Raw genomic sequence first — 25,356 nt, 5'->3', positions numbered from 1 at the left:
CCGATGGCGAACGACGAAAAGCCCGTGATCCGGGTTCTGGGCTTCAAGACGACCTACGAGAAGCTGCCGAAGCACGGCACCGACCCGCTGAACGACACGGTGGACGACAAGGGCTTCCTGGTCGACGAGAAGGGCCGGCGCGTCATGGAGATGCAGCGGGAGGATTGGGCGATCTACGCGCCCGCGCACTCGCCGCTGAACACGAAGAACATCGAGCGCATTCGCCATCTGCGGCCCGACCCTGAGCGCATGGGCAACGACGAGGAAGGCGCAAAGCTCGCCTTCATGACGGCGCGCTGGTCGCAGATCGAGCCCGCCTATGAGGCGTGGATGAAGGGCCAAGAGCTTCCCTCCAGCGGCACGCCGCTCGCCGCGTGGCCCGGCATCAATGCCGATCAGGTCGAAGTCTTCCGTCAGGTCGGCATTCGTAGCGTGGAAGAGGTCCGCGACCTCTCCGAATCCCAAATCGATCGCGTCCGCCTGCCGAACATGCGCGATCTGCGCACCCAGGCGAAGCTGTTCCTCGAAAACGTCGGCGCGGCAGATGCGGCGGCGCGCGAGGCGGCGCGCGACCTCGAACTCGAAAGCTTGCGCGATCAGCTGGCAGAATTGAAGGGCCTGCTCGGCGCGCCCAAGGCTGCAGCAAGCGACGATTTCGACGTGAACACCGCCGACGCCGACACGATCCGCGCCGAACTGGAGAAGCGGGGCGTCTCGTTCAAGCCGGAATGGGGTCTGCCGAAGCTGCGCGCCCTGCTGACGGCTGAGGCCGCCTGATGACCGTCCTGTCCGTCGTCCAGGCGGCGAGCATGGTGCTCGGTCTCACCAGCCCCAGCACCGTCTTCGCCAGCACAGACCGGCAGTGGACGGAGATGCAGGCCGTCGTCAACGAGGCGGCGGCCACCATCGCCGACGCCTTCGACTGGCAGCGGCTTCTGCGCACCCACACGATCACCGGCAACGGGACGGCGGACGCCTTTGACCTACCGTCCGACTTCCGACGCATGAAGATGGATGGCGCGCTTTGGTCGAGCCGCGTGCGGGACAACATCATCCATCTGGCGGACGCGGACGATTGGCTGGCGCTCGACACCCGGCCTGTCGTCCCTCACAACGGCGTCTGGTGCCTCTTCGGCGACCAGCTGCACATCCGCCCGGTGATGTCGTCGAGCGAGACTGCGCGCTTCTTCTACGTGAAGAACACGATCGTCTCGGGCAACAAGACGGCCTTCACCGATGACACCGACACGTTCGTCCTCGACGAGCGCCTGTTGAAGCTCTGCACCATCTATCTCTGGAAGCAGGCCAAGCAGCAGGACTTCACGGCCGAGCTTTCCGATTATGAGATCCTGCTTGCGCAGCTGATGCGCCGGGATCGCGGCTCGCTCTCGATCGTCAGTGGCAACACGTGCCGCGCGCGGGGCAACACCTGGCCCGGCAAAGTCTCGGACGCGCCATGAAGAGCCGCCGCCTCGCCATGAACGCCAGCCGCAAGCGGGGCGGTGGTGCGCGCGTTGCGACCCTGCCGGCACCTATCGGCGGCTGGAACACGTCCGAGAACCTGACCATGGCATCGCCCGGCACGGCTCTGGTCATGGACAATTGGCGGCCGACGCAGACCGGCGCCACGCTGCGCGGCGGGTCGATCACACGGGCGACCATCTCGCTTGCCGGCGATCCCGTCACAAGCCTGATGTCCTACAACGGATCGACGGCGCGCCGTCTGTTCGCCGCGTCCAAGACCGCAATCTTCGATGTCTCGACGCCCGCCGATCCTGTCGTCCCGCCCGCCGCTGCGGTCTCGGGGCAGACCAAGGGCTACTACGCCTTCCAGAACTTCACGACCTCGGGCGGCGCGTTCCTGACCGCCGTCAACGGCGCGGACCCCCTCCTGCTGTTCGAGCCGTCGCAGGGCTGGAAGAAGATCACCGGCACATCGACGCCGGCCATCACGGGCGTCTCGACCTCCCTCCTGTCGCATGTCTGGGTGTACCGGAACCGGGAATTCTTCATCCAGGCAGATTCGCTGCGGGCTTGGTATCTGCCGGTCAACTCGATCGCGGGCGAGGCCAAGCTGATCGACATGAACGGCGTGTTCCAGCGCGGCGGGGCGCTCCTGTTCGGCGCAACATGGTCGGTGGACACGGGCGACGGGCTCGACGACAAATGCGTGTTCGTCACGACAGAGGGTGAGGTCGCCGTTTACACGGGCGCGGACCCGAGCTCTGCGTCGTCATGGTCTCTCCAGGGACGCTACGAGGTCACCCGCCCGCTTGGGCCGCGCGGGATCATGTATGCCGGCGGCGATCTGGTGATTGCGACCGAAGACGGCATGATCCCGCTGAGCGAGGCGGTGAACAAAGACCCGAGCGTCCTGAACTTCGCAGCCATCTCCAAGCCGATCTTCCGCGACTGGCAGGATGCGGCGCGCGATCGGCGAACGCTCCCTTGGGAGGTCGTGAAGTGGCCCGAGAAGGGCTATGCGATCGTCTCGACGCCGATTGCCGCGCCTGGGCAGGAGCCGTCCGCGTTCGTCGTCAACACCGTGACCGGCGCGTGGTGCCGCTACACGAATTGGGATGTGCGCTGCCTGCTGCTGCACGCTGGCCGGCTCTATTTTGGGACCGGCGACGGGCGGATCAAGGAAGCCGAGATCGGCGGCAACGACGATGGCGCGGCGATCTATTACACGCTGATCGGCAACCCGGATCACCTCGGCTCGCGCGGCGTGCTGAAGTCGGTTCGGCAGGCGCGCGCCACCTATCGCTCGTCCACGCCCTTCATCGACCGAGTGTCGGCCTCGATGGACTATCAGACCGCGCTACCCGCGCCGCCGCCGACCGCAACCAATGTCACCGCGAATGAATGGGACGCCGGCAAATGGGATGAGGCGAAATGGGATGCGCCCGAGCCGCCCGCCTCGATCATGCAGGCATGGGTCTCGATCGGCCTGAGCGGCACGGTGATGCAGTATCAGGTCCAGATCACCGGCGCGCTGACGGCCATTCCCGACACCGAGCTTCTGAGCATCGATGTCAGCTACGAGCCGGGCGGGGTGATCGTCTGATGCGGCTTCTCTACGGAGACGACCGAGCCGTGATCGAGTTCGTGTCGATGATGCTGCCGAACGACCGAACCGCCTTCGCCAACGCGCGTGGGATCGGGGTCCTCGACGACGACGGGCGGCTCGTCGCCGGGGTTCTCTACCATGGATGGGAGCCCGAGGCCGGCGTGATCGAGATGAGTTCGGCCAGCCTGTCGCGCCGCTGGCTGACGCGTCCGGTGCTCGACGCCATCTTCCGCTACCCGTTCGAGGGCATCGGCTGCCAATTGGTCGCCCTGCGCGTCTCCGAGCGCAACACGCACCTTCATCGTATCCTTCGCGCTTTCGGGTTTGCGGAGTTTTTCATTCCTCGCCTGCGCGGTCGCGACGAGGGAGAGATCATTTTCACGCTGACGGACGACGCTTGGCGCTCGGGCCGCTTTCAGAAGGGGGCCACGCATGGGCAAGAAGGGCGGGAGCGCTCCGCAGGCGCCTGATCCGGCACAGACGGCGGCGGCGCAGACCGGAACGAACGTCGCAACGGCCATCGCGAACAACGCGCTCCAGAACTACAATCAGGTCACGCCGGACGGCACCCTGTCGTTCAGCCAGACCGGCACCTCCGCGTTCACCGATCCCACGACCGGCCGGACCTACAACATCCCGCGCTACACCGCGACGCAGACGCTTTCAGGCGCGCAGCAGGCGATCAAGGACCAGAACGACGCCTCGTCCCTGAACCTCGCACAGATCGCCAACCAGCAGTCCGGCTTTCTGGGCGGGTATCTGGCGCGGCCCGTGAATGCGGATGGGCTCCCGGCCGGCGGCGATGCGTCTACGATCCAGGCGGCGAACTACAAGCAGTATGGCAGCGGTCCGCAGCTGGCGACGACCTATGGCACCGACTTCTCGGCCGATCGGCAGCGGGTCGAGGATGCCATGTTCACCCGCGCCAACACGCAGCTGACCCGCGACCGCAGCGCGCTCGAAACCTCGCTCGCGAACCAGGGCATTCGCGTGGGCTCCGAGGCCTACAAGTCTGCGATGGACGACTATAACCGGGGCGTGAGCGATCAGCGCACGTCGATCATTCTCGGCGCGGGGCAGGAACAGTCGCGCCTTGCCGGGCTGGAAGCACAGCGCGCCAGCTTCTCGAACTCCGCGCTCCAACAGATGTTCGCCAACGATCAGACGACGACGGACGCGAACAACAATCTGGAAGACCGCCGGCAGGCCTCGCAGACGAACCGCTTCAACGCGGCGAACACGCAGCGCCAGAACGCGCTGAACGAGATGTTCGCTCTTCGGAACCAGCCCCTGAACGAGATTTCCGCACTCACGTCCGGCTCCCAGGTCTCGACGCCCAACTTCGTCAACCCGCAGTCCGCTTCTATCCCGACCGTCGATTATGCCGGCCTCGTCCAGCAGAACTATCAGTCCCGCATGGCGGCTTGGCAGCAGCAACAGGCACAGAAGCAGAGCACGCTGGGCGGCCTGTTCAGCCTCGGTTCGGCGGCAATCATGGCGTCCGACCGTCGCCTGAAGTCCGACATTCGCCGCGTCGGCACCGGCCCGCGCGGTCTCGGCGTCTACACCTATCGCTACGGCGGGAAGGGGGCGGTCCAGCTGGGCTTCATGGCCGACGAGGTAGCTTCTGTCGTGCCCGAGGCGGTCATCGATCGTCCGGACGGCTTCAAGGCTGTGGACTATGCCCGCGTGATGCAGGAGGCCGCATAATGTCGCTCAACTCGTTCATTTTCGGCGGCGACACCGGCCAGACGCCCGAGAGCCTTCGCCGAAACCGGGCAGTCGCTGAAGCGATCTTGGCGGGCGCGGCGCGCTCGTCCACGCCCCGGAATGTCGGCGAGGGGCTAGGCGCGGTCGCGAAGGCGCTTCAGTACCGGCTGGCACAGAACAAGGTCGCGGAGGGCGAGGCGCTTCAGGCCGAGAAGCAGAAGGATATCTGGGGCCAGCTGTCTGCCGGCGCTGGCTCGTCCTTCGGCGCAGGAGCCGGCTATGGCGGTGCGACCGGCGCGATTGCGGACGCGAGCCCGACCCCGAGCGGTCAGGCGATGGCGAACCTCAAGCCCGCCGAGCGCGAAGACTACGTGATGAACTACTACCTGGGGAAAGGCTTGGCCCCTCATCAGGCGGCAGGCTTCACGGGCAACCTCATTCAGGAAAGCTCGCTCAACACGGGCGCGCGCAATGCCGGCGACGGGCAGGACGGCTCTGACAGCATCGGTATCATGCAGGCCAACGGCGACCGCGCGCGGAACCTGATGGCGTTCGCCAAAGGCACCGGCCGAGACGTTGGCGACATCAACGCCCAGCTGGACTTCACGCTGCACGAAATGGGTCTTGGCGATCCCGAATGGCGCAGCCTTCCGGGCTGGGGCTCCGAAGCGCGAGCCGGCGAGCAGCTGAAGAACGCGCGGGACATCCAGTCGGCGGCTGCGGCGGGCATCTCCTATGAGCGCCCCGCCGGCTGGAGCGCGGCGAACCCGACCGGCGGCCACGGATGGGACAATCGTTTCGGCCACGCCCAGCGCCTTGCCGGCATGGGTTTCGGCCAGCAGCAGGACGCTGCGCCCGCGCCAGCCCCCCAGCGCGGCCCGGTGCAGGTAGCGAGCCTTGATCCATCCGCCGGCATGGCCGAGGCGATCGACCCGCGAAATCTGGCTGTCGGGCAGGGAATGGCTGCTGCCGGCATGTCACCGGTCGCCTCGGCGCTCAATTCCGGTCGCGCACCTACGAAGACCGCCGGCCTGTCGCCCGTCGCTGCCGCGCTGAACCCCAGCCTTCAGCCGCTCCCCGCACCGCGCGAGGTCGGCGCGAACCCGGTGCCGCCGCAGGACAATTGGGCCGGGCTGCGTGATGTTGGCGGGCAGGCCCCGCCGCTCGCGACCGAACCGCCCGCGCCGGCCCCGGTGCAGATGGCGCAAGCCGGCGGTGCTGATCCGCGCCTGCTCATGTCGATCATCTCCAACCCGTGGGCGTCAGACGAGCAGCGCCAGCTGGCGACCATGATGCTCCAGCAGACGCAGCGGCAGTCGCAGCTGTCGCAGGCTCGCGCCTACGATCGCGCCGACACGCTGGATCAGCGCGCCTACCAGGATCGCGTCCGTCAGGAAGGCTATGCGCGCCAAGACGCCGCCCTGAAGCAGTGGCAGCGCCTCGACGACGACACGCTCTTCAACCCCATGACCGGCGAAACGCATCAGATCCCGGTCGCCCCTGGCGCTGCCCCGAGCGACCTCGGCCTGAATCCGCAATACGGCATCGACGAGAAAGGCAACCCGGTCCTGATCCAGTTGGGGAAGGACGGCAAGGCTTATCGAACTGCAATGCCCGAGGGCGTCACGCTGTCGAAAGAGCCCATCAAGATCGATGCCGGGACGCACTATGTCCTCTACGATCCGATCACCCGCCAGCCTGTGGGGCAGGTTCCGAAGGACAATCGGGGCGCGGCGGCCGACACCGAGTTGGGCAAGGCTGAGGGCAAGAGCAAGGGTGATGCTGTCGCCAGCCTTGGCACCGTCCGGCAGGTCGCATCGCAGATCGACGCGCAGATTCAGAGTGTGCTCGACGACCCGAACCTTGATAGCTCGGTCGGATCCTTCCAGGGGCGCCTTCCAAGCTTCCGACAAGGGGCGGTGGACTTCGACAAGAAGCTCGAGCGCCTTCAAGGGCAGACCTTCCTTCAGGCGCGCGAGTTCCTGCGCGGGCAGGGCTCCATCACCGACTTCGAAAGCCAGCGTGCCGAAGCCGCCATGGCGCAGCTGTCCACCGCCCAGAGCGAGCAGCAGTTCCGGGCGGCGCTTGCCGAGTTCCGCGATGCAGTTCGCTCAGGCGTCGCCAAGGTCGAGATGATGGCCGGTCAGGGCGCGCAGGGTGCCGCTCCCGCGCAGGCCTCGGCTCCCGCCGCAACCGCCCCGGCGGCGGGCAACTACCGCTGGAACCCTGCGACCGGTAAGATGGAGCCGATGTGATGGCGGAAATCCGCATTCAGGGGCCGGATGGCTCGTCGTTCTCGTTCCCCGAAGGAACGCCCGGCGATGTGATCGAGACCGCGATGCGCTCGCACTACGGCGCACCCAAACCCGAACCTCAGAAGCCCTCGAATCCGCGCGTTCAGTCCGGCGCGGACGCGGCGATCCTGGGCGCGCTCGACAGCATCCCGTTTCTTGATGAAGCCGCGTCCGGCATTGATTGGGCACTGGACAAGCTGCCGGGCCGGCGGGGTCGATCCTATGACGAGCTGCTGAAGACCAACCGAGACGAGTTCGCCGGGGCGCAGAAGGAATATCCGACCGCCTATCTCGGCGGCCAGATCGCGGGCGGCGTGGCGCAAGGGGTCGGGCTGGCGGGCGCGGGTCTGTCCATGGCTGCAAATGCTGCGCGCAGCGGGGCCGGTCTTGCTCGGACTGCGTTCACGTCAGGTATCGACGGCGCGCTGATGGGCGGGGTTCAGGGAGTGGGCGCTGGCGAGGATTTTGAAGGACGCCTTGGGGGCGCGGTCACAGGCATTGGTGGCGGTTTCGCCCTTGGGTCTGCCGCCCCCTATGCGGTGGCCGGCGCAACTGCTGCAGCGAAACCCCTTATCGCGCCGCTCATGTCACGCGTTCGGCCGCAGGGCTTCGCCAACAACGCCCTATCCGATGCCATGCGGCGCGGCGGCGTGTCTGCCGACGACGTGGTGCAGCGACTGGAGGACGCGTCGTCGGACGGCCAGATGGCGTTCAACGTGGCCGACGCGATCGGGCATTCTGGGCGGCGGATGCTGTCCACCGTGACGCGGACGCCGAATGATGCCCGACAGGGTGTCGTCGAAGCGCTGGAGGCCCGCCAGATGGAGCAGGGGCGACGGGTGGCCGGCGCATTCTCCGACGCGTCAGGCTCGCCGATGACAGCTGACGAATACAAGACGGCCCTTGAGAACCTTCGATCGACTGAGGCTGGCATCAATTATGGCCCTGTCATGAGTGAGACCGCGCCCATCGACGTGAACGGCGCGGTGGCGCAGGCGAACAGCCGCATCAGTCCTCTTGCTGACCAGTTCGCGCGCTCGCAAGGCGCGGTGCCGACCGACCTTTCTGTCCGTTCCTCGATCGAGGCCGGCGAGGCGCAATTGCGCGATCCGATCCGCGAAGCCCTCAAGACGGCTCGGTCCTATCTCGCAGGAGAGAACCTGACTGCATCGAATGTTGGTCAGGCCTTCCGCGCGAAGACAAACCTCGACCGAATGATCCGAGACGCGGCGGACAACAATCGAGGCGGCGAAGTCGAAGCGCTTCTGCCCGTTCAGCAGGCTCTGGATGATGCCTTGGCGCGCACGTCGCCGACCTATGCTGCTGCCCGAGACGCGTACAAAACGTCGTCAGCGCGAGTCGATGCAGTTGGCCTGGGCCGTAAAATGGACGCTGGGCGAACTCGGGTCGACGACAACCTCGTAGCGTTCGAGCAGCTGCCTGACGACGAGGCCCGCGCCGCTGCGCGTGTCGGCTTCTTCGATCCAAAGATCCGTGCAGCGGAAGGGAAGGCCGGCACCGGGGCGAACGCAGTCCGGCCCTACATCTCGGAAAGTGCACGCCGCGAGCTTCCGGCGTTCGCAGCGCCTGGCGAGGGCGATCTGCTCATGCGTCGCCTCGGACGCGAACAGACCATGTTCGAGACGAACCACGCCGCGTTGGGCAACTCCAAGACGGCTGACAATCTGGCCGATCAGGCGGACATGGCGCGCTTCGATCCCGGCGCCTTTAGCGCTCTGCTGCAAGGTCGGCCGGTCGCTGCTGCCATGTCCCTCGTCGCCCAGGCGTTGAACGAGGGAAAGGGCCTGCCGCCGCCGGTTCTGAACCGTGTTGCTCAAGCCCTAATGGAGACCGACCCACGCGCAGCGCGCGCCGTGCTCGAGGCCGCGCAGGCGAAGGGGACGACGAACGATGCGGTTCGAGGCCGCGCCCTTGCGATCATGAATGCTCTGAGCGGATCAGGAGCGGGGCGGCTTGCCGCGCCATGAGGCCGGGACGCGGTTTCCGGTCATTTCGATCGCCCAGCCGGCGAGGCCCATCCCAGACGCAGCGCCCAAGGCGATGCCCGTCCAGTCTGGAGACCAAAGGGTGAAATATCCGATCCAAGCGAACGCAAGCAGCCCGAACCCCAGCAGCCAAGGAGACTTGGACCGATCGGGCGGTGGTTCGTTCGGATCGTGTTCGATGACTGGCGGCATATCCAGTTTGTATCAAAGGGTGGTGCACTTGCCTATCGCTAGGCTTGGCGTGTCGCTGTCGGTATCTTTGCCGTCGAGATACCCGATCGGATAGACGGTTTGAAACCGCATAGACTTCGTGTTGATCGTCAGGTCCGTCAACATGACTTGGCAATCAAGGCTTCCTGTCGCGGTTCCATTCGCAAAAAGCCGCTCAACGCATTGGCCTTCCAGTTCAAACCCAGTTTGCTTCGCTGTTATGGCGCCATTCGGGAGACGCTGGACGATGTATATTTCGGGAGGGCCTTTTAGAAACGCTTCCTCCCAGGTTTTCCCCTTCAGCTTGAAGCCAACAGTTTTCTCGATGACGCAGATATAACCAGATCCCGCAGCCGCAGGGGCATAACTCATCAATAGTGCGGCCATGCCAGCGATTGCGCGTCTTTTCATGCGATCCCCCACAAACTGCGGCGAGAATATGGCGCACAATCTGAGAGCGAGCAACGAGCCAACATGTCTTTCATCTTCGACGGCAACGAGACGCCCGAGCAGCGCGCGGCGCGCCAGAAGCGCGGCATGGATGCACTTGCGGCAGGTGCGGCCCAGCCGGCGCAGAATGTCGGTCAAGGCATGTCGGCAGTCGCGCAGGCGCTGGCCTATCGCGCGATGGATGCGAACAAGACGCCAGCCGACCCGTGGGCAGGGATGCGCGAGACGGGCGGTATGGCGCCGGGCGGCGGACTGTCGGCTCGGCTGATGAAGCTCTTCGGGGCCTGACAGATAGACAGCCATCAGGCGGCGAACCGGCCGCCTTTTTCATGGATTCGCCATGCCCCGCGTCAACGGCATTTATCAGCTTCCGCCAAACGTCTACGGCGCGCCTGGGGGCACGATCCAGAGCGCCAAATACAACACCGTCATCGATGATCTGGCCGCCCTCCAAAATGAAGCGCGGCCCATCACGGCAGGCGGCACGGGCGCACAGGACGCGGCAGGTGCGCGTGCCAATCTCGGCGTCACCGACGAGCTTGCCAAGAAGCTCGACCTGACCGGCGGGACGCTCACCGGCGCACTTGGCGTCCGCCATTATCTCAACGTTCGCGGCACCGATCCGCAGGGCGCGGAGGCGAACCGGCACGTGCTATTCCAGAAGGGCGACGGCGTGTCGGCCGGCCTTCTGTTCAGCCAGTTGAGCGACAATTCCCTGCATTTACAACGCTTTACCTTGGATGGAACGACTGTTCAGGGCTCCCTTGATATGACCGGGACCGGCATCACCTACAACGGGCAGGAGTTGCAGCGGGAAGGGCGCAACAGCCTCGCGAACATCGAAATTCAGAAGACCAACCCGGAAAGCATCCTCCATTACCCCGGCATCATCCGTTACGGGATGCTCGTAACTTCGGATTCGCGCTGGCATCTGCGAGACGCTGGCACGGGTGAGGACAAGCTTTCGGTTGGCGCCGATGGTAGCCTTTCGACCAAGCAGCTGGGCGACTTGGCAACCTACATCGGCGCGCGCGTCCTGCGCACCGGCGACACCCTGACCGGCAATCTGCAAATTCAGAAAGCCGATCCGCAGTTTCAGCTTCATACGCCAGGGGTTCGGATTTGGGCATGGCGAGGCCTGTCGAGCGGCGATGTCGATTTCATCGACAGCAGCGGCGGTCGCCAGATGGTCGTGTTCCAGCTGGACGGGAACGTGAACTTCCCCCAAGCCGGCACGAACATCACATCATTGCGCGACGTGTCGAACGATGCTTCCGCAAACTGCGTCCGCGATCTACGTCTCGTCAGCGTCGTAACGGTCGGAACTGGCGAAAACCTAAACAGAGTTCTGACTGGCGTCGGTTCTAGCGGCACCGCCTTTGCTCGGACGCTCCAACGCTACACAAACGGTGCCGGTTGGCAGAACGTTAACTTCGCTTGATGGGGGCACGTATGATCACGTCGCACGGGAAGTTCTCCCAGACTGAGACAGGCCGGTTCGTCAACGAGGGCGGCACCGATTGGGCCAATTATGCCAACTCGCGTTGCCGCTTCGATGAGCGGGGCGCGCCGTTGGAGTTGCCCGGCACGAACTTCTACATCATCCACGAGGGCGCCGTTGTCCTCGGCGCGGCCGATCCGACAATGCTCGTGCCGAGTGGCGGAATGGAAGTGGTCGAGACGGACGCGACAGTCGCCATCGGCTCATCGTTCGTGGACGGCGCATTCGGTCCTCAGCAGCGCAAATTCCCGCCGATGCAGAAAGCGGACTTCTGGCTGGCTGCGCTGAAGCTCGGCATCACCGAGGACAAGGTGTCGGCCGAGATCGACAAGCTGCCCGGCGACGAAGCCGAGAAGGCGCGGATCGAAATGCGCTACCGCGCCTCGTTCGAACGAAACCACCCGCTGCTCGGTCTCCTGTCGTCCAAGCTGGGCCTGACGGGCGAGCAGATCGACGGGATGTGGCCGAGCGCCTGACCCTCACCCCCTCAGACCGAAAGCATGGCCGCCGAGCGCGGCTTTTTTCATGAGGGGCATCCATGCCGTTCCAGCGACCCGGCGTCGGCTTGACGCCGCAGACCGCCGTCACCGCGACAGCGACCATTGCCGTGGACGGGAACGGCGAAATTGCCGCCGTCACGCCGCAAGTCTACGCGCTCGCGGTGAACGGCACCCTCACCAACGCATCGAGCATCCGGGGCGGCGACTACCTTTGGGCGGCGGAGGCGACGGCGTGGAACGGCGCGACGGCCACGCTCCAAGTGCTCGGGCAGGACGGCGTGACATGGCGCAATTTGCGCAACGCCGCCAACTCGGCCGATGTGACGCTCTCGGCCAACGGGCAGGTCGGTCTGGGCATCGGGCAGGGGTCTAGCCTTCGCGTGTCAGTGACGGCGGGCTCGCCGGCTGGCTTCTACTCGAATCTAGCGGGGCTCTGATGGTTTCCCGCGCGCTTCTCAACGGCTGGCCGCTGGCGCCTGGCTTCAGCAAATCGACGCCCGTCATCTCGGGTGCGCTCGTCAACACGGTGATGGGCGGCCTGATCTGCAACAACGTCCTGCCAACCTCTGGCAGCAAGACCCGCTTTAAGGGCCGTCGCGCCTATCCGTTCGGGGTCTTCCCGCCTGCGTTCGTCCAGCCGACCTTCTGTCCGTTCTGGACTGGCGGCACGTTCGGGCAGCGCGAGGTGGCCGCTGCGCAGGACATCACCATCACGAAGGCAGCACTCGTCTATAACGGCCGGCCTGTGCCTGTGACCTACAATGGCGCACGCACTTTCACGATCCCGGCGGGCGTGGCCGAATTCCGGTGCGATCCGGTTTTCCCTTCGAACTTCGGCGCGTCGCAGTTCCTTGGCCGGACCTTCCTCGAATATCGTCACATGTTCGACTTGGTGACCGGTCAGAGCGCGCCCTACTGCGATTACTCGACCGACTTCAACCAGTCTTGGCGGGCGGCGCCCGGCGACTTGCCGGACGACATCGACAGCACCGGGCCGATGGCCGCTTCTGGCTCGCTCGACGCGCTCAATATCTTCTTCCCCTCGATGATGCTCGGCCCGCTTATCGGCAGCTTCGCCTCGCTCGTTTTCCTCTTCGACAGTATCGGCCGTCAGCAGAACGATACGGGCGGTCTCGGCCGCGCAGGTGGCGGCTACATGAAGCGAGCCGCCTATGCCGAGGGGATCCCATTCATGACGGCGGCGGTCGGCGGCAGAACCGCCGAACAGACCGCGAATTCCCCGAAACTCCTGTCGCTATTGGAAGCTGGGCGCTTCACTGATTTGCACATGGGGCTCGGGACGAATGAACTCGCCGGTTCGCGCGATCTGTCGCTGATCATGTCGGACAATCGCGCGCTCTGGGCTTCTGCGCGCAGGGGCGGCATTCGAACGATCACGCAGAGCAATATCCAGCCGCGCGTGACGGACAACACCTATAAGTGCACCGACCTCGCCAACCAATCGCCGGTCGCCGGGTTCGAAGCGGGCGGTCGCCGCGACCAGTTCAACGCCGCCCTGGCCGCCGAACGCGGCGTGAATGGCGGCCCCGATGTCATCTTCCCGTTCTCCAGCTACTGCGCGGACGCGTCGAACCCGAGCCTGTGGCGTGTCCCGGCCTTCAACGCCACCCTGACGGCCGATGTCGTGGCTGGCGCGACCAACATTCAAACCAGCGCGGCGCCCGACCCTCTGGACAATCTCGTGTTCGAGCCGGGGAACGCTTCGAACGTCGATATTGGCGGGCAGGGCGGGCCGCGCGTGGCGTCTGTCTCCGGGGCCGCATCTCCATTCACAGTGTCGTTCGTCCCGAGCACTTCCAACCCTTGGAATAACACGGCTGACGGTGCGCTTGGCACGCCTGGAAAGGCGCACCTCTCAGGATCGGCTGTAAAAGCATCGATCGGCACGGACGGAACGCACGCGGCCACGGCCGCCCATGTGGCCGCTGCGACTGATCTACGCGCGATTTATCGCGGGCTCAGCGCGGATAAGCCGAACCGCTACATGATCGCGTCCAGCCGCCACGTCATGGCCGGTGATTGGGGTACGGGTAGTGCCGCCTTCACGACAAACAACGACGTTGCCAAATGGGACGGCGGCACCGCCACGGTCAGTTCCAAGTACCATTATCGACGCGTCAAGGTTCGCACGTCTGCCTGGGGCGTTCCCCTCACGGAGGCAATGCACCTTTTCGATAACAGCGCGATGTCGATCTATGGCGTTCGCCCGAGCAAATTCGCGATCACCATTCAGCGTGCCGAATACCGGGACATGTCGGATAACCTCGTGGAGGTCTGCAAATTCAAGGGTGCGGCGAGCTACACTCTTCAGCCGCTGATTTACGACTTCATTTGGCACGATCCGCTTGTAGGCACGCTCCAGCCCGATACCGACTATTGGCTGGACCTCTACGACAACTCGCCCGATGGGTCCGCCTTCCCGGTCATGCTCACGCGCTATCTCGCAGGCGAGTGCTCGACCACCGGCAACAGCGATCTCTCGCTGACCACGCCCAACAAGACGCAGGTTTTCACGCCGATCGGCGGTATGTTCGGGCCGAGCTGCTTCATCGCCAAGGGATGTCCAGCCGGGCGCGCGGTCGCCCTTCTCATCGGAACGTCCATCGCGGACTACACGACCGATGGTGTGCCCTTCATCAACGATCGCGGCGTGTCCGGCTTCATCCAGAAGGGTCTGAACGCCAACTCGCAGGGCGCACGGATCGATGTCTTCTCGGCCGCGCGCTTCTCGACCAACATGTCCACCGTCTACCAGGACAATCTTGGCGACGGGCAGGCGGGCGTGAACGGGCCGACACGTTCCCTGGTGACGCACCTGAAGGCGATCTTCGGCGCGCTCGGCCAGAGCAAGCCGCCCTTCAACGTCGTCGTCAGCGAGCATGGGCGGAACGACGTTAATCGTGGCTTCGCGGCGATGAAGATCGTGGCGACTGCCATGTACAACGCTATCCGGCAGGCATGGCCGGGCATCCCGATCGCCCAGACGACGACCCCGCCCTCGACCAACTTCGGCGGAGCCCCGTCGAACAACACCGCTTGGACGACAGAGGCCGACCAGACAGCCGACGCCAACAACGGCACGACTGGTTCTTGGGCCGACTGGACAGCCTGGGTGCTGGCGGGCGGCGATGGCCTCATCAACGTGCCGATCGACAGTGCAGCGCCGATCCGCAACGGCACGAAGTGGAAGGAGCAGGCGTTCTCGGCAACGTTCATGGATGCGGCGGCTCAGAGCCTCGACCTGCGCACGGCAACCGTCAGGCTCTCCGCGCAGGCCCCCGTTGGGGCCACGCTGGTCTTCGAGCCGGGCACGGCCAACACCGGCTCTTCAGGGCTCGATTTTCAGCGGAGCTACAACGTGCTGACGACGGCGGCCAACGCCAACGGAGGCTTCGACACCACGCTGCGGCCTGCCTCCCGAAGCCCCAGCTTCGCCGACTTCACGAAATCCGGTGGTCCGACCTATCAGCTTCAATTCGGCCACGCTGCCGGTGCCACGGTCAAGCTGTCGCTCACGAACGACGGCATCCACCCCAACCAGATGGCGCAAGCTCTGATGGCCGCTCAGGTGACGGCGGCGAAGCCGTCCATCGCGTCTCTTGCGGCAGCCTACGAAGCCGCTGCCTGACCCAAACCAGCCCGGCCATAGCGCCGGGCTTTTTCATGCCCGCTGGAGGCAATCATGGAAAAGAACTTCCGCCCCTCGATCGCGCTCGTCCTGAAGGATGAGGGCGGCTATTCGAACCACCCCGACGACAAGGGCGGCCCGACGATGAAGGGCGTCACGCTCGACACGTTCCGGCGCTATGTGAAGCCCGACGCCACGGCCGAGGATTTGAAGCGCATCAGCGACGATCAGGTGGCCGTCATCTACAAGCGCCAGTATTGGGCCAAGGTCATGGGCTCGGACCTGCCGGCAGGCGTGGACTATGCCGCCTTCGACTTCGCCGTGAACTCGGGGCCGGCGCGCTCGATCCGCTATCTTCAGGCCGTTGTCGGCGCGAAGCAGGATGGCGTCATGGGGCCGGCGACGCTCGCCGCCGTGAACGCCATGGAGCCGAAGGGCGTCATCACGGCGCTCAACACCGCGCGGCTCCAGTTCATGCGCCGCCAGCCCAACTTTACCACCTTCGGCCGTGGCTGGATGGCGCGGGTGAAGCGTGTCGAAGAGGAAGCGCAACGCATGGCCGCGCAGCCTCCAGAAGCGCCCGGCGTCGTGACGCAGTTCATCCCCGAGATTATCGCGGCCACCGTGCCGGGGCTCGACAAGCCGCTCGCTAAGTCCTCGATCGCATGGAGCTCGGTCGCACAGACGGCGCTCGGCGGCATGACCAGCTTTGCGGCCTTCGACTGGAAGGTGGCGCTGCCGATCGTGCTGGTGGCCGGCGCGCTCGGCGGCTGGATCATCTACCAGCGCGGGCGCTATGCCGGTAAACAGAGGGATGTGGAAGCTCTGGCGACGATCGAGGCCTGATGCGATACGAGCGAACCCCCGACCTGCGAGACGCGATCCTGTCGGCCATGAGGGCAGGGGTCAAGCCCTATGCTCTGGGCGACGGGATGCCTTCGCGCCATGTCGTCTACCAATGGCGGCTTGCCGATCCTGGCTTTGACGCGGCCTGCCGCTCGATCTTGGCCGGCCAGCGCAACGAGCGCCGACCATTCCCGCGCACCGACGCCCTGAAGGCTCTTGTCCTGAAGAGGTTGCGGGAGCGCCGCTATCTCGATCGCCTGGGCGACGACGTGCCGGCGACGCGCAGGCTCTACGAATGGCGCCGCGACGATCCCGCCTTCGACACGGCCATCCAGGAGGTGCAGGACGAAATCCGCCGATCCCGCGCGAAGCCCGCCGCGCCTCGCTCCGAGGCGGTGCCAGTGAATGTCCAAGCGGCTCGCCAGAGCGACCTGTTCGCAGCTGCCGATCGCGCCGTCAGCCGCTCCTACCCGCCGCACGTGCGCGACGACGTGGTGTCGGAAATCGTCCTGTCCGTCCTGTCGGGCGAGACCCGCGTCGAAGATATCGCGTCCGTCGCGCCCAGGTTCGTCACGGCCTATTGGCGCGGGCAGGAGGACTATCGCCATACCTCGATCGACGCGCCGTCTCCCTTCGACACGTCGCGGCCCCTCCAAGACCTCGTGACGATATTCTAGCGGCGTTTTTCATGCCGTCAGCGAGGCGAACAATCGCGATTGCAGGACGTTGAGAGAATGAGCACGACAGGCGAGGGCGGCAACATGCAGAAGCCAAGCTGGTTTTCGAACAACCTGACGCTCGGCAACGTCATCACCTTGATCACCATGTTGTGCGCTGGGATCTACGGGTATGGCAAACTCGAAAACCGTGTCGAGAATGTCGATCGCAACCAGTCCCGCGTCGAAATGCTCTCGAACGAGAAGTTTGCGGCTATCACGCGGACGGTTGAGGCGATCCCGAACCTCGCCTATCGCATCACCGCCCAGGAAGAGGCGCTGAAGCAGACCAACGCCCGTCTTGATGCCAGCCTCCAGACGCTCAGCCAGCGCATTGCCGAAATGAACCAGCTGCTCGGATCGGTAGATACGAAGATCGCGGTCCTGACGCAGCGCCTTGAGATGCAGACCCCGACCGGACGTCGTGCGAGCATTGTGCCGGGGCCGTGATGCTACGCATTCGTGGCCAAGCCGAACAACGTGGTTGCCATATCCATTCTTGTTATCGAGAGCCGGGAGAGGCGACCTCCTCCGGCTCACCAAAGTCTCTGCTATTTCAGATCGCGACTTTCACAGGTTCCGAATTCACACGAAATCGGCCAACTGCGTTCGGGCTCTTACGCAGGTTCATGTCAACATCGAAACCGAGAGCGAATAGATAGTTGAACAGCCGATCAACCGTGAACGTGTCCAAGCGCCCACGGGTGATTTTCGAGACCTTCGCTTGATCGGTGTCTAGAATTGCAGCAACCTGAACCTGCGTTAGTTTTCGATCCTTGATTGTCCGGGTGATGTGAAAGGCTATAGCTGCCTTTAATTCATCTACAGGGTCTCTTTCGATCCCAAGGTCATCGAAAACATTGCCAGAGCCTCGCTCGATGATGACCGTGTCATCTCTCACTTCTGGCATTAGCTTTCTCCTTATTTCTGTCTACTAGCCGCGCAGCATGATCTGCCTTCGCCGCCTTTAAGCGAGCTCTAACAAGGTCCATCTCACGCTTTGGTGTTTTTCTGCCAGACGTAGACTTCTTCTGGAACGCATGAAGTACGTACACGGCATTTTCTAAACATACCGTGTACACTGCCCGGTATGTATCTGTATCGAAGTCAGAAACAACTTCGATAACTCCTCCGCTGCCGAAATGCGACAGTGGGATAGAATTGATTGCTCTCTCACCTTTCTGGGCGAGATCCAAAGCAAAGCCGACTTCCTGCTTTACCTCACGCGGGAATGCACGGATTGATGCGCGACTGTTCCCCATCCAGAAGACTTCTTTCGGCATGCTTTACCCTCCCAGGACGGCTCACCCCGTCTCTGTATCGTTTGGTGTCTTTGCTTCTCGGCATGGTGTGACCTCCCCTTAGCATTTTTATCGCTATGCCATTTTTGGCATATTGTCAATGGCGTAACTGCGGCAACCGCACAGCGTTCCACCCTGCTGTAGAAAAGCTACCGTGCGATCGGCAGCTCTGTCAGCCTGGTGGTCTACGCAGGGCTTTTCATCGCCCGCTTTGTGTCGAATGATTGCGCGCCGATCCCCACCGTCCCGAGCGCCAGCGTCTCGTGTCCATAGCGGGAGTTCATCGCGTCCATGACCGACATCAGGTCTGCGCCTCGGCTGTCAGTTGCGACGAAGAGGTCCGCCTGCTCCCGGCCCGCGTCGCATAGGTCTTCCAGCATTCCGCCGCATTTCGTGTAGACGCCGCCCTCCTGCCACATGCTCTCCACCATGCGGGACGCCCAGCACACGATGACGCGGGTGTCGTTGGTCTGAGGAGAGAGGCGGCAGGAGCGCTGCGCGGAGGGCGCGTTGGCCTTCCGGCCGTTTTCATGCGCAAAGCCGATCAGCCAGCCGGCCATTCACTGGTCACGCTGGCCTTTGGCATCCCTCGAAACGCTTTAGCTATCGTCCAGTGCGCAATTTTGCCAAGTAAAATTAAATACGTCGATTGACAACGTCCGTAAGAAAAAACAGCGCCCAAAACGTTGTCAAGCAAAATGAGGCGAGTAGCAACGAAAATACGCCCGCTGTTAACTGTTGCACCGCGATCTCAGCCCATCGGGTTCCAAGAACGATCCAACTAACTGGTTCACGAAAAGCTTTTATGGTTATTATGAATATGAGGAGAGAAAAACCCAGGAAAGAGAGATAACCGAGAAGGTAGCAAACGAACTGCCTTGTTGTCAGCATTGCGCCGTCCAACGTCACAGGTGCCCCTGTAAGCCGTCGATCGATTGCCTCCCCTGGCGACGCCATCGCAACTGTTGCCAGCGCTCCGATCAAGAATGGCACTGCCATTTGGAGCAGCCCCTGCAAATCAATAAGAAACCCGTCGGCCCCAAATACGGTAATGCGTGAACCAGCAAGGTTGTAAGAGCCCCAAAGACAAAGCCCAACGATCGTTGGCAGAATGAAATCGTAACGCGTCTTGGTGGCTGCCTCAATCCAAAGGTAGCGTAGAGGGGCGAGCAGCGGCGATCGACGTCGTGCGCGTCCATGGTGGATATCGGGAAGACCTACGCGGCGTTGCGATTCCATAGTTCGTCCCGATCAAGCAGAGCTATCATTGCGTCACGAACATCGGTCTGAATTTCGTCGACCCACTTCCGCGGTGCGCCTTCAGTGACAATCTCTTCCTTTGGACACAAGAGCATATCGGTGGCGGCGTCCATTCCATCATGTAGGGAACCGCTGGTAGATTTACCGCTACGATGTTTGAAAAACAGGCGTGTCTTGAAGCCGCGTTCCTCGTAGATTCGACGCAAGGTCAGCAGCCAACCTTTCCGTTCGTTAGGGTCGGAGGGCCCTTGCTTCGCAGATATGCGCAATTCAACGTCTGCAACGACTTCGTCCTGAATTACCTCGGTTTGGTCGGCAATCGTTTGCCGCTCCGAACGCTTGGTGAAAACCATTTGGGATACCTCCCGGTCGATCCCTGCCATCGCCCGACTTACGTCAGCCACCAAAGTGAGATCAGGATGGTATTTAGCGCTGCCAGGTTTCTTTGGACCTCGTTTTCCTTCCCTAGGAATAGGGAATTCGAAGCCATTTAGCTTTGCTACTCGTCGCAACTGTCGTCGAAAGAATGTTCCAATTGTCCGGCGGCTGATACCCGCAACCGACTCCACCACGCAGCGATACGTGCCATCGTCGCGGTCGTCTCCACTCGGCAAGCGCACGACGACGTGGGCAGAGAAAGAGCCCCGCTCGTGCTCGTCGCCAGCGATATCCCGGCCTTTCATGCTTACAACATGAAGGACCGGCATAGAACGGATCGCTTGATCCACTGCGTCGAAGAGGAGAGTGGCATAACGACGACTGTTAACTTCTGTGAAGGTGATCTTCTTAAGCCGAATGAAATCGCTTCCGACGCCATCCTTTACGCGTTCAGCATCGTCGTTTGAGTCGTTGCGCTCCGCGTCGAAGAACTCGATTGCGAAACCTTGTTGCACTCGACGTTCGAGGAATCGTAGCAATTCGTCCGCACTGTGAAGCGGAGGCTTGTGCTCTTGGGCGGCACGGCTACGGCTCGAGCTTATCATATGGTTGAGGAACACAAGCCTAGAATGATGCTCGCCTTCATTGGATGTGTCGACCCCCGCCTCCTGCAGCGGCTCGACAGCCTGCGGCAGGTGCCCAGTTTCATCCATATCTTCAACTGCTGCGATTGATCGTTCGTCCATACGGTTGAAACGAGCATAATCGTACATTGAAGTCTAGGCTGCGGACTTCGACGGACCCCTACAATCAACAGATGAGACCCGGCACCGCTCTCTCATTGCTTCGATCGCTGCTGGAGTGAGGAAATCCCTGCCGATGGTTCGCTTAATAACAAGGTTGCCCCTAGCCGCTTCTCTTCGCAGCATGAGAACGTATGCCACCGACCTCGTCGCTTGTTCGTCCTCATGAGCACGGCTTAACCGATCTCGCAACGGCTCTCGCATCTCATCTGTCGCGTCGATATCCCGCTGACGTGGTAGGAGACCATGCGACATGTCGCGTTCCATGTTGCACGGATTAGCCGAGGCTGCCGGGAAACCCCGGTAATTCAAGGGAATTGGAGCGTAACAAGATGCGACATGCCACCGATACGGCTTTAACGCCAATAAGCAGCTAACTCATTGCTTTTACTGAGGTTTGAATGGTGGCGGTGGGTGGACTTGAACCACCGACCTTCGGGTTATGAATCCGACGCTCTAACCAGCTGAGCTACACTGCCACTTCAAAACAAGCGGCGTATCGCCGCAAGCGCCCGTGGCCGTTGGGCCGTTCGAGCATGGGCGGCATATACGGATCGATGGCGCTTCCTGTCAAGACGCTTCCTTTGCTTCTCGACCGGAGAAAATCGGGTTGAAAGCCCTGCAAGGGAGGCTGACTTGCAGGCAATGCCCATCGAACGATCCGAGCCCGCATGTCCGACGCCGCTGATGCTCCTCTTTTCCCGGCCGAATGGCTGGCCCTCGATGCGGTGACGCTGGCCGCGCGGCTGATCGGAGCGGGGCTGTTCTGGCGGGGCGTCGGCGGGCGCATCGTGGAAACGGAGGCTTACCGGGCGGACGATCCGGCCTCGCACAGTTTTCGCGGCGAGACCGAGCGCAACCGCGCCATGTTCGGCCCGGTCGGGCGCGCCTATGTCTACCGTTCCTATGGCATTCATTGGTGCCTCAATATCGTCTGCGATGCCGGGACACGCGGCAGCGCCGTTCTGATTCGGGCGCTGGAGCCTTTGGCGGGACTGGAGGTGATGGCCGAGCGGAGGGGGACGCACGCGCCAAAGCTCCTGTGCTCGGGGCCAGGGCGGTTGACCCAGGCGCTCGGGATCGATCGGGGTCAGGACGGCCTCGATTTGTCCATACCACCCTTTCGCCTGACGGCGCCGGTCGGCCCGCACCGGCTGGTGACGGGGCCGCGAATCGGCATCACCAAGGGCGTGGAACAGCCCTGGCGATTCGGGCTGGCCGGCTCGCCCTATCTCAGCCGCGCCTTCCGCGAGGCCCGCGCCGAGCGGCCCGAACACAGCTAACGAAGCAGCCGCCGATCGAGGTCGCGATTCCGCTTGGAACCATGCCGCCGAGGGTATAGGCGCAACCTGCGCTTCATGCCCGAAGCGCGTGCCCGCCTGGATGTCCGTCCGTCATGAGTTCGCAGCCCGCTTCCTCTCCCGCCTCGTCCAACGCGCTTCTGGGCGTCGGTTTCATGCTCTTGGGCGTGTTCTTGTTCGCGGTGAACGACGCGATGGGTAAATGGCTGGTCAGCACCTATACGGTCGGCCAGGTTCTGCTCCTGCGCAGCATCGCGGCGCTGATCGTGGTCGCTCCCTTCGTCCAGCGCGAGGGCTGGGGCCGCGTGATCCGGCCGACCCGACCGAGGCTCCAGATCGCGCGCGCTCTGGGCTCGACGCTGGAGGTCGGCTTCTTCTACTGGGCGCTGAGCTATCTTCCGCTCGCCAATGTCATGACCTTCTATCTGGCCGGGCCGATCTATGTGACGGCGCTGTCGGCCCTGATTCTGAAGGAGCGCGTCGGCTGGGTGCGCTGGAGCGCGGTGCTTTGCGGTTTCGTGGGCGTGCTCGTCGCGCTCGGGCCGGACCTCGTGAATGCCGGCTGGCCCGCGCTGATCGCGGTCGGCGGGAGCTTCTGCTACGCGCTTTTGATGATCTCGACGCGCATTCTCGCCAAGAGCGGGGAGGTGACGCTGATCGCCTGGCAGACAAGTGCCGCGCTGATCGCCGGCATGGTGCTGGCGCCGATCGGCTGGGTGCATCCGAGCACCTTCGACCTCGGCTTTCTCTGCCTGCTCGGCATCGTGTCCATGGTGGCGCATGTCTGCGTCAACCGCTCGCTCCTGATCGCGCCGGCCTCCGTCGTCGTGCCCTATCAGTACACGCTGATCGTCTGGGCGATTCTGTTCGGCGTGGTGTTGTTTGGGGAAACGCCGAGGGTCAGCCTGCTTCTCGGCGCGGCGATCATCACGGCGTCGGGCGTGTTCATTTTCCTGCGCGAGCAGAAATTGGCCGTCTCGACCACGGCTTCGGGGGCCGCTGCGGTGTCCGGTGCGCCGGATGCGGTGCAGATCGTGGACGAGGCGACGCCGCACTGAGGCGAAACTCTCCGCGAACTATCCCCCATCTATCCCCGCCCTGACGGCGCGAACCTAAGCTCGGCGCGATGAAACCCGTGCCAAGGACGCGCCGCCATGTCTGCCTCGCCCCGCCTCGACCTTCCCTTCGTTCTGCCGCAGCAGGCGCAAAAGCACGTCACCGTGAACGACGCGATGCGCCGGCTCGATGTGCTCGTGCAGACCGCCGTCGTCTCGGCGACGCTGGCGCAGGAGCCGGCCAGCGCCAAGGAGGGCGAGCTTTACATTCTGCCGTCCTCGGCCAAGGGCGCGCGCTGGGCGGCGATGAAAGCGGGCTCGCTCGCCCTGTTCGAGGATGGCGGCTTCGTGGAGGTGAGCCCGGTCGGGGGGCAGGTGGCCTATGTTGGGGATACCGGTGCGTTTCTTCTGTTCGATGGAGCCGGCTGGACCGACCGCCCGTTCCGCCCACGGCAGGCGGATCGGCTGGGCATCAACGCGGATGCGACCGGCACGAACCGCCTCACCGTTGCCGCCGATAGCGAACTTCTGACGCATGACGCCCGAACGCCCGGCAGCGGCGACGCGCGAAAGATCATCAACAAGGCCGCGAGCGGCCGGACGGCCTCGGTCCTGTTCCAGACCAACTGGTCGGGCCGTGCCGAGATCGGCCTGACGGGCTCCGACGACCTGACGATTCGCGTCTCGGCCGATGGGGCAAGCTTTCGCGATGCTGTGCGCGTTGCGGCCGGCTCGGGCCGTGTCGCTATCGGGCGAAGCGAAGCGCCGGTCTGCGCACTCGACCTCGGCGGAGCCTTGCGCGTCGGCAGCTATGCCAAGGCGTCCCTGCCGGCGGCCTCCGCTGGCGCTGGGCAGATCGTCCATGTTTCGGATGAGGCGGGTGGCGCGGTCCTGGCCTTCAGCGACGGAACGTCCTGGCGGCGGGTGACGGATCGCGCGATCGTTAGCTAGGCGTGACTTGGCTCTCACCGCGAAAAGCGTCAGGTCAGCTTGGCGCGAAGCCTGCCTGCCATCACATGCAGCATTTTCGTGAGTGATTCGAGGGCAGCCATGGCGATCTGGGCGATCGGTCTGATGACCGGAACGGTGTTGGACGGAAATGTCGACATCGCCATGCTGCGCACGGACGGCGAGCGGATCGAGGAATTCGGCCCGACCCTGCTCGCCCCCTATCGCCGCGACATCCGTCCTCTTCTGAAGGAAACCCTGGCCGAAGCCGCCGAATGGGGTTTCGAAGGGCCGGAGCCGGAGATCTTCGCCGAGGCCGAGCGCGCGCTGACGATCGCCCAGGCCGACGCCATCGCCGCGATGATGGAGGACGAGGGCATCTCGGCCGAGGATGTCGGGGTGATCGGCTTCCATGGGCAAACCGTCCTGCACCGGGCGCGCACGCCCGAGCGGCTGGGCGCGACGCGCCAGCTCGGAGACGGCCAGCTGATGGCCGATCGGCTCGGCATTCCCGTGGTCTATGATTTCCGCTCGGCCGATGTCGCGGCCGGCGGGCAGGGTGCTCCGCTCGCGCCGCTCTATCACCGCGCGCTTTTGCGGCGGATCGGCGCGGGCGAGGAGACGGCCTTTCTCAATCTCGGCGGTGTCGCCAACGTGACCTGGGTCGCGGCCGACGGTTCGATGCAGGCCTTCGACACCGGCCCGGCCAACGCCCCGCTCAACGACTGGATGGGCCGACGCCTGGGCGCCGAGATGGACCGCGACGGCGTGGCGGCCGCCAAGGGCCATGTGGACGAGGCGAGACTCGCCTCGATTCTCGCCAACCCCTATTGTGTGAGGCCCTATCCGAAATCGCTCGACCGCAACGACTTTTCCGCCGCCATGGCGGAGGGCCTGTCCACCGAGGATGGCGCGGCGTTGCTGACTGCCGTGACGGCCGGCATGGTGGGCCGCGCGCTCGATCTTCTGCCGCATCGGCCGACGCGGCTTGTCGTCGCCGGTGGTGGGCGGCGCAATCCGGTTCTGATGCGCGAGATCGCCGAACGCGCGCATGTCGAGGTCGAGAATGCCGACGCGCTGGGCCTGCGTGGCGACACGGTGGAGGCCGAATGCTTCGCCTATCTCGCCGTGCGCTCGTTGCGCGGCCTGCCGATCAGCTTCCCGACCACGACAGGCGCGCCCGAGCCGATGACCGGCGGGCGTCTCGCCCTGCCGCCCGGCCGCGCGCAGCCCGCCCCGAGCGAGCTGACGGACGGCTTCTAAGCGTCTGTGTTCGGTCGTGCCTAAGCGTTTGAAGACAAAAGGTCACCCCTGACGATCCGCCTCGCGGATTTCCATGCACCCAACCCGCCCTAGCT

At 63.9% G+C, this 25,356-nt stretch carries 25 protein-coding genes and 1 tRNA gene; 19 read left to right on the top strand and 7 right to left on the bottom strand.

The features are described from left to right. Positions 1-3: 3 nt before the first annotated feature. From NS365_RS13305 to NS365_RS13275, 7 genes are read left to right on the top strand one after another with little or no spacing between them, the layout of a single operon-like run. On the top strand, positions 4-777 hold the full coding sequence (locus NS365_RS13305; RefSeq protein WP_058600767.1) for a hypothetical protein: 774 nt from the start codon (positions 4-6) through the stop codon (positions 775-777). Further along, positions 777-1,460, top strand: a complete 684-nt coding sequence (locus NS365_RS13300; RefSeq protein WP_058600766.1) for a hypothetical protein — start codon at positions 777-779, stop codon at positions 1,458-1,460. The genes NS365_RS13305 and NS365_RS13300 overlap by 1 nt, the downstream gene beginning before the upstream one ends. Continuing rightward, positions 1,457-3,067, top strand: coding sequence for a hypothetical protein (locus NS365_RS13295; protein ID WP_058600765.1), 1,611 nt, complete (start codon positions 1,457-1,459; stop codon positions 3,065-3,067). The genes NS365_RS13300 and NS365_RS13295 overlap by 4 nt, the downstream gene beginning before the upstream one ends. Next, a complete protein-coding gene (locus NS365_RS13290) occupies positions 3,067-3,540 on the top strand; it encodes a GNAT family protein (protein ID WP_058600764.1) in 474 nt (157 codons plus the stop codon). Before NS365_RS13295 ends, NS365_RS13290 begins: the two co-directional genes overlap by 1 nt. Then, the gene (locus NS365_RS13285; protein ID WP_058600763.1) at positions 3,503-4,780 is read left to right on the top strand and encodes a tail fiber domain-containing protein; all 1,278 of its coding nucleotides are present in this window, start codon (positions 3,503-3,505) and stop codon (positions 4,778-4,780) included. Before NS365_RS13290 ends, NS365_RS13285 begins: the two co-directional genes overlap by 38 nt. Continuing rightward, positions 4,780-7,035 (top strand): phage tail tip lysozyme, encoded by a 2,256-nt coding sequence (locus NS365_RS13280; protein ID WP_058600762.1) that lies wholly within the window; start codon positions 4,780-4,782, stop codon positions 7,033-7,035. The genes NS365_RS13285 and NS365_RS13280 overlap by 1 nt, the downstream gene beginning before the upstream one ends. Further along, complete coding sequence (locus NS365_RS13275) at positions 7,035-9,062, top strand: hypothetical protein (RefSeq protein ID WP_058600761.1); 2,028 nt, start codon at positions 7,035-7,037, stop codon at positions 9,060-9,062. Before NS365_RS13280 ends, NS365_RS13275 begins: the two co-directional genes overlap by 1 nt. 222 nt (positions 9,063-9,284) lie before the next feature. Here the strand turns inward: NS365_RS13275 and NS365_RS13270 are convergent, their stop codons facing one another. Continuing rightward, positions 9,285-9,701, bottom strand: coding sequence for a hypothetical protein (locus NS365_RS13270; RefSeq protein WP_153003766.1), 417 nt, complete (start codon positions 9,699-9,701; stop codon positions 9,285-9,287). Positions 9,702-9,764: 63 nt separating this feature from the next. Between NS365_RS13270 and NS365_RS13265 the strand changes: the two genes are divergently transcribed. From NS365_RS13265 to NS365_RS13230, 8 genes are all read left to right on the top strand, one after another. Beyond that, a complete protein-coding gene (locus NS365_RS13265; protein WP_058600759.1) occupies positions 9,765-10,028 on the top strand; it encodes a hypothetical protein in 264 nt (87 codons plus the stop codon). 52 nt (positions 10,029-10,080) lie between these two features. Next, positions 10,081-11,181 (top strand): hypothetical protein, encoded by a 1,101-nt coding sequence (locus NS365_RS13260; RefSeq protein WP_058600758.1) that lies wholly within the window; start codon positions 10,081-10,083, stop codon positions 11,179-11,181. Positions 11,182-11,192: 11 nt separating this feature from the next. Then, positions 11,193-11,717, top strand: a complete 525-nt coding sequence (locus NS365_RS13255) for a hypothetical protein (RefSeq protein WP_058600757.1) — start codon at positions 11,193-11,195, stop codon at positions 11,715-11,717. Between the two features lie 62 nt (positions 11,718-11,779). Continuing rightward, the gene (locus tag NS365_RS13250; protein ID WP_058600756.1) at positions 11,780-12,178 is read left to right on the top strand and encodes a hypothetical protein; all 399 of its coding nucleotides are present in this window, start codon (positions 11,780-11,782) and stop codon (positions 12,176-12,178) included. Next, entirely contained in the window at positions 12,178-15,390 is a 3,213-nt protein-coding gene (locus NS365_RS13245) for an SGNH/GDSL hydrolase family protein (protein ID WP_058600755.1), read from the top strand. Before NS365_RS13250 ends, NS365_RS13245 begins: the two co-directional genes overlap by 1 nt. A gap of 54 nt (positions 15,391-15,444) precedes the next feature. Next, entirely contained in the window at positions 15,445-16,236 is a 792-nt protein-coding gene (locus NS365_RS13240; protein ID WP_058600754.1) for a glycoside hydrolase family 108 protein, read from the top strand. Beyond that, positions 16,236-16,913, top strand: coding sequence for a hypothetical protein (locus NS365_RS13235; RefSeq protein ID WP_058600753.1), 678 nt, complete (start codon positions 16,236-16,238; stop codon positions 16,911-16,913). Before NS365_RS13240 ends, NS365_RS13235 begins: the two co-directional genes overlap by 1 nt. A gap of 39 nt (positions 16,914-16,952) precedes the next feature. Continuing rightward, complete coding sequence (locus tag NS365_RS13230) at positions 16,953-17,402, top strand: hypothetical protein (RefSeq protein ID WP_153003765.1); 450 nt, start codon at positions 16,953-16,955, stop codon at positions 17,400-17,402. A 106-nt stretch (positions 17,403-17,508) separates the two neighbouring features. Here the strand turns inward: NS365_RS13230 and NS365_RS13225 are convergent, their stop codons facing one another. From NS365_RS13225 to NS365_RS13210, 6 genes are all read right to left on the bottom strand, one after another. Continuing rightward, a complete protein-coding gene (locus tag NS365_RS13225; RefSeq protein WP_058600751.1) occupies positions 17,509-17,862 on the bottom strand; it encodes a helix-turn-helix domain-containing protein in 354 nt (117 codons plus the stop codon). Then, a complete protein-coding gene (locus NS365_RS23595; protein ID WP_082684593.1) occupies positions 17,843-18,235 on the bottom strand; it encodes a type II toxin-antitoxin system RelE/ParE family toxin in 393 nt (130 codons plus the stop codon). Before NS365_RS23595 ends, NS365_RS13225 begins: the two co-directional genes overlap by 20 nt. A 203-nt stretch (positions 18,236-18,438) precedes the next feature. Then, positions 18,439-18,813, bottom strand: coding sequence for a DUF4113 domain-containing protein (locus tag NS365_RS13220; protein ID WP_058600750.1), 375 nt, complete (start codon positions 18,811-18,813; stop codon positions 18,439-18,441). 76 nt (positions 18,814-18,889) lie between these two features. Next, a complete protein-coding gene (locus tag NS365_RS24115) occupies positions 18,890-19,492 on the bottom strand; it encodes a hypothetical protein (RefSeq protein ID WP_153003764.1) in 603 nt (200 codons plus the stop codon). Then, complete coding sequence (locus NS365_RS13215; RefSeq protein ID WP_153003763.1) at positions 19,471-20,664, bottom strand: hypothetical protein; 1,194 nt, start codon at positions 20,662-20,664, stop codon at positions 19,471-19,473. The genes NS365_RS24115 and NS365_RS13215 overlap by 22 nt, the downstream gene beginning before the upstream one ends. 432 nt (positions 20,665-21,096) lie before the next feature. Beyond that, positions 21,097-21,173, bottom strand: a tRNA-Met gene (locus NS365_RS13210). A 192-nt stretch (positions 21,174-21,365) separates the two neighbouring features. Between NS365_RS13210 and NS365_RS13205 the strand changes: the two genes are divergently transcribed. From NS365_RS13205 to NS365_RS13190, 4 genes are all read left to right on the top strand, one after another. Further along, positions 21,366-21,977, top strand: coding sequence for a DNA-3-methyladenine glycosylase (locus NS365_RS13205; RefSeq protein WP_058600748.1), 612 nt, complete (start codon positions 21,366-21,368; stop codon positions 21,975-21,977). Between the two features lie 113 nt (positions 21,978-22,090). Beyond that, positions 22,091-23,053, top strand: coding sequence for a DMT family transporter (locus tag NS365_RS13200; protein ID WP_058600747.1), 963 nt, complete (start codon positions 22,091-22,093; stop codon positions 23,051-23,053). 96 nt (positions 23,054-23,149) lie between these two features. Beyond that, a complete protein-coding gene (locus NS365_RS13195) occupies positions 23,150-24,001 on the top strand; it encodes a DUF2793 domain-containing protein (protein ID WP_058600746.1) in 852 nt (283 codons plus the stop codon). A 99-nt stretch (positions 24,002-24,100) separates the two neighbouring features. Beyond that, positions 24,101-25,261, top strand: a complete 1,161-nt coding sequence (locus NS365_RS13190) for an anhydro-N-acetylmuramic acid kinase (RefSeq protein WP_058600745.1) — start codon at positions 24,101-24,103, stop codon at positions 25,259-25,261. The last annotated feature ends 95 nt before the right edge of the window (positions 25,262-25,356 follow it).

The sequence above is a fragment of the Aureimonas ureilytica genome (assembly GCF_001475935.1).
In the GTDB taxonomy this organism is placed as follows: domain Bacteria; phylum Pseudomonadota; class Alphaproteobacteria; order Rhizobiales; family Rhizobiaceae; genus Aureimonas; species Aureimonas ureilytica_A.
The sequence above is the reverse complement of the archived record's forward strand: the minus strand, read 5'-3'. Positions and strand labels throughout refer to the sequence as shown.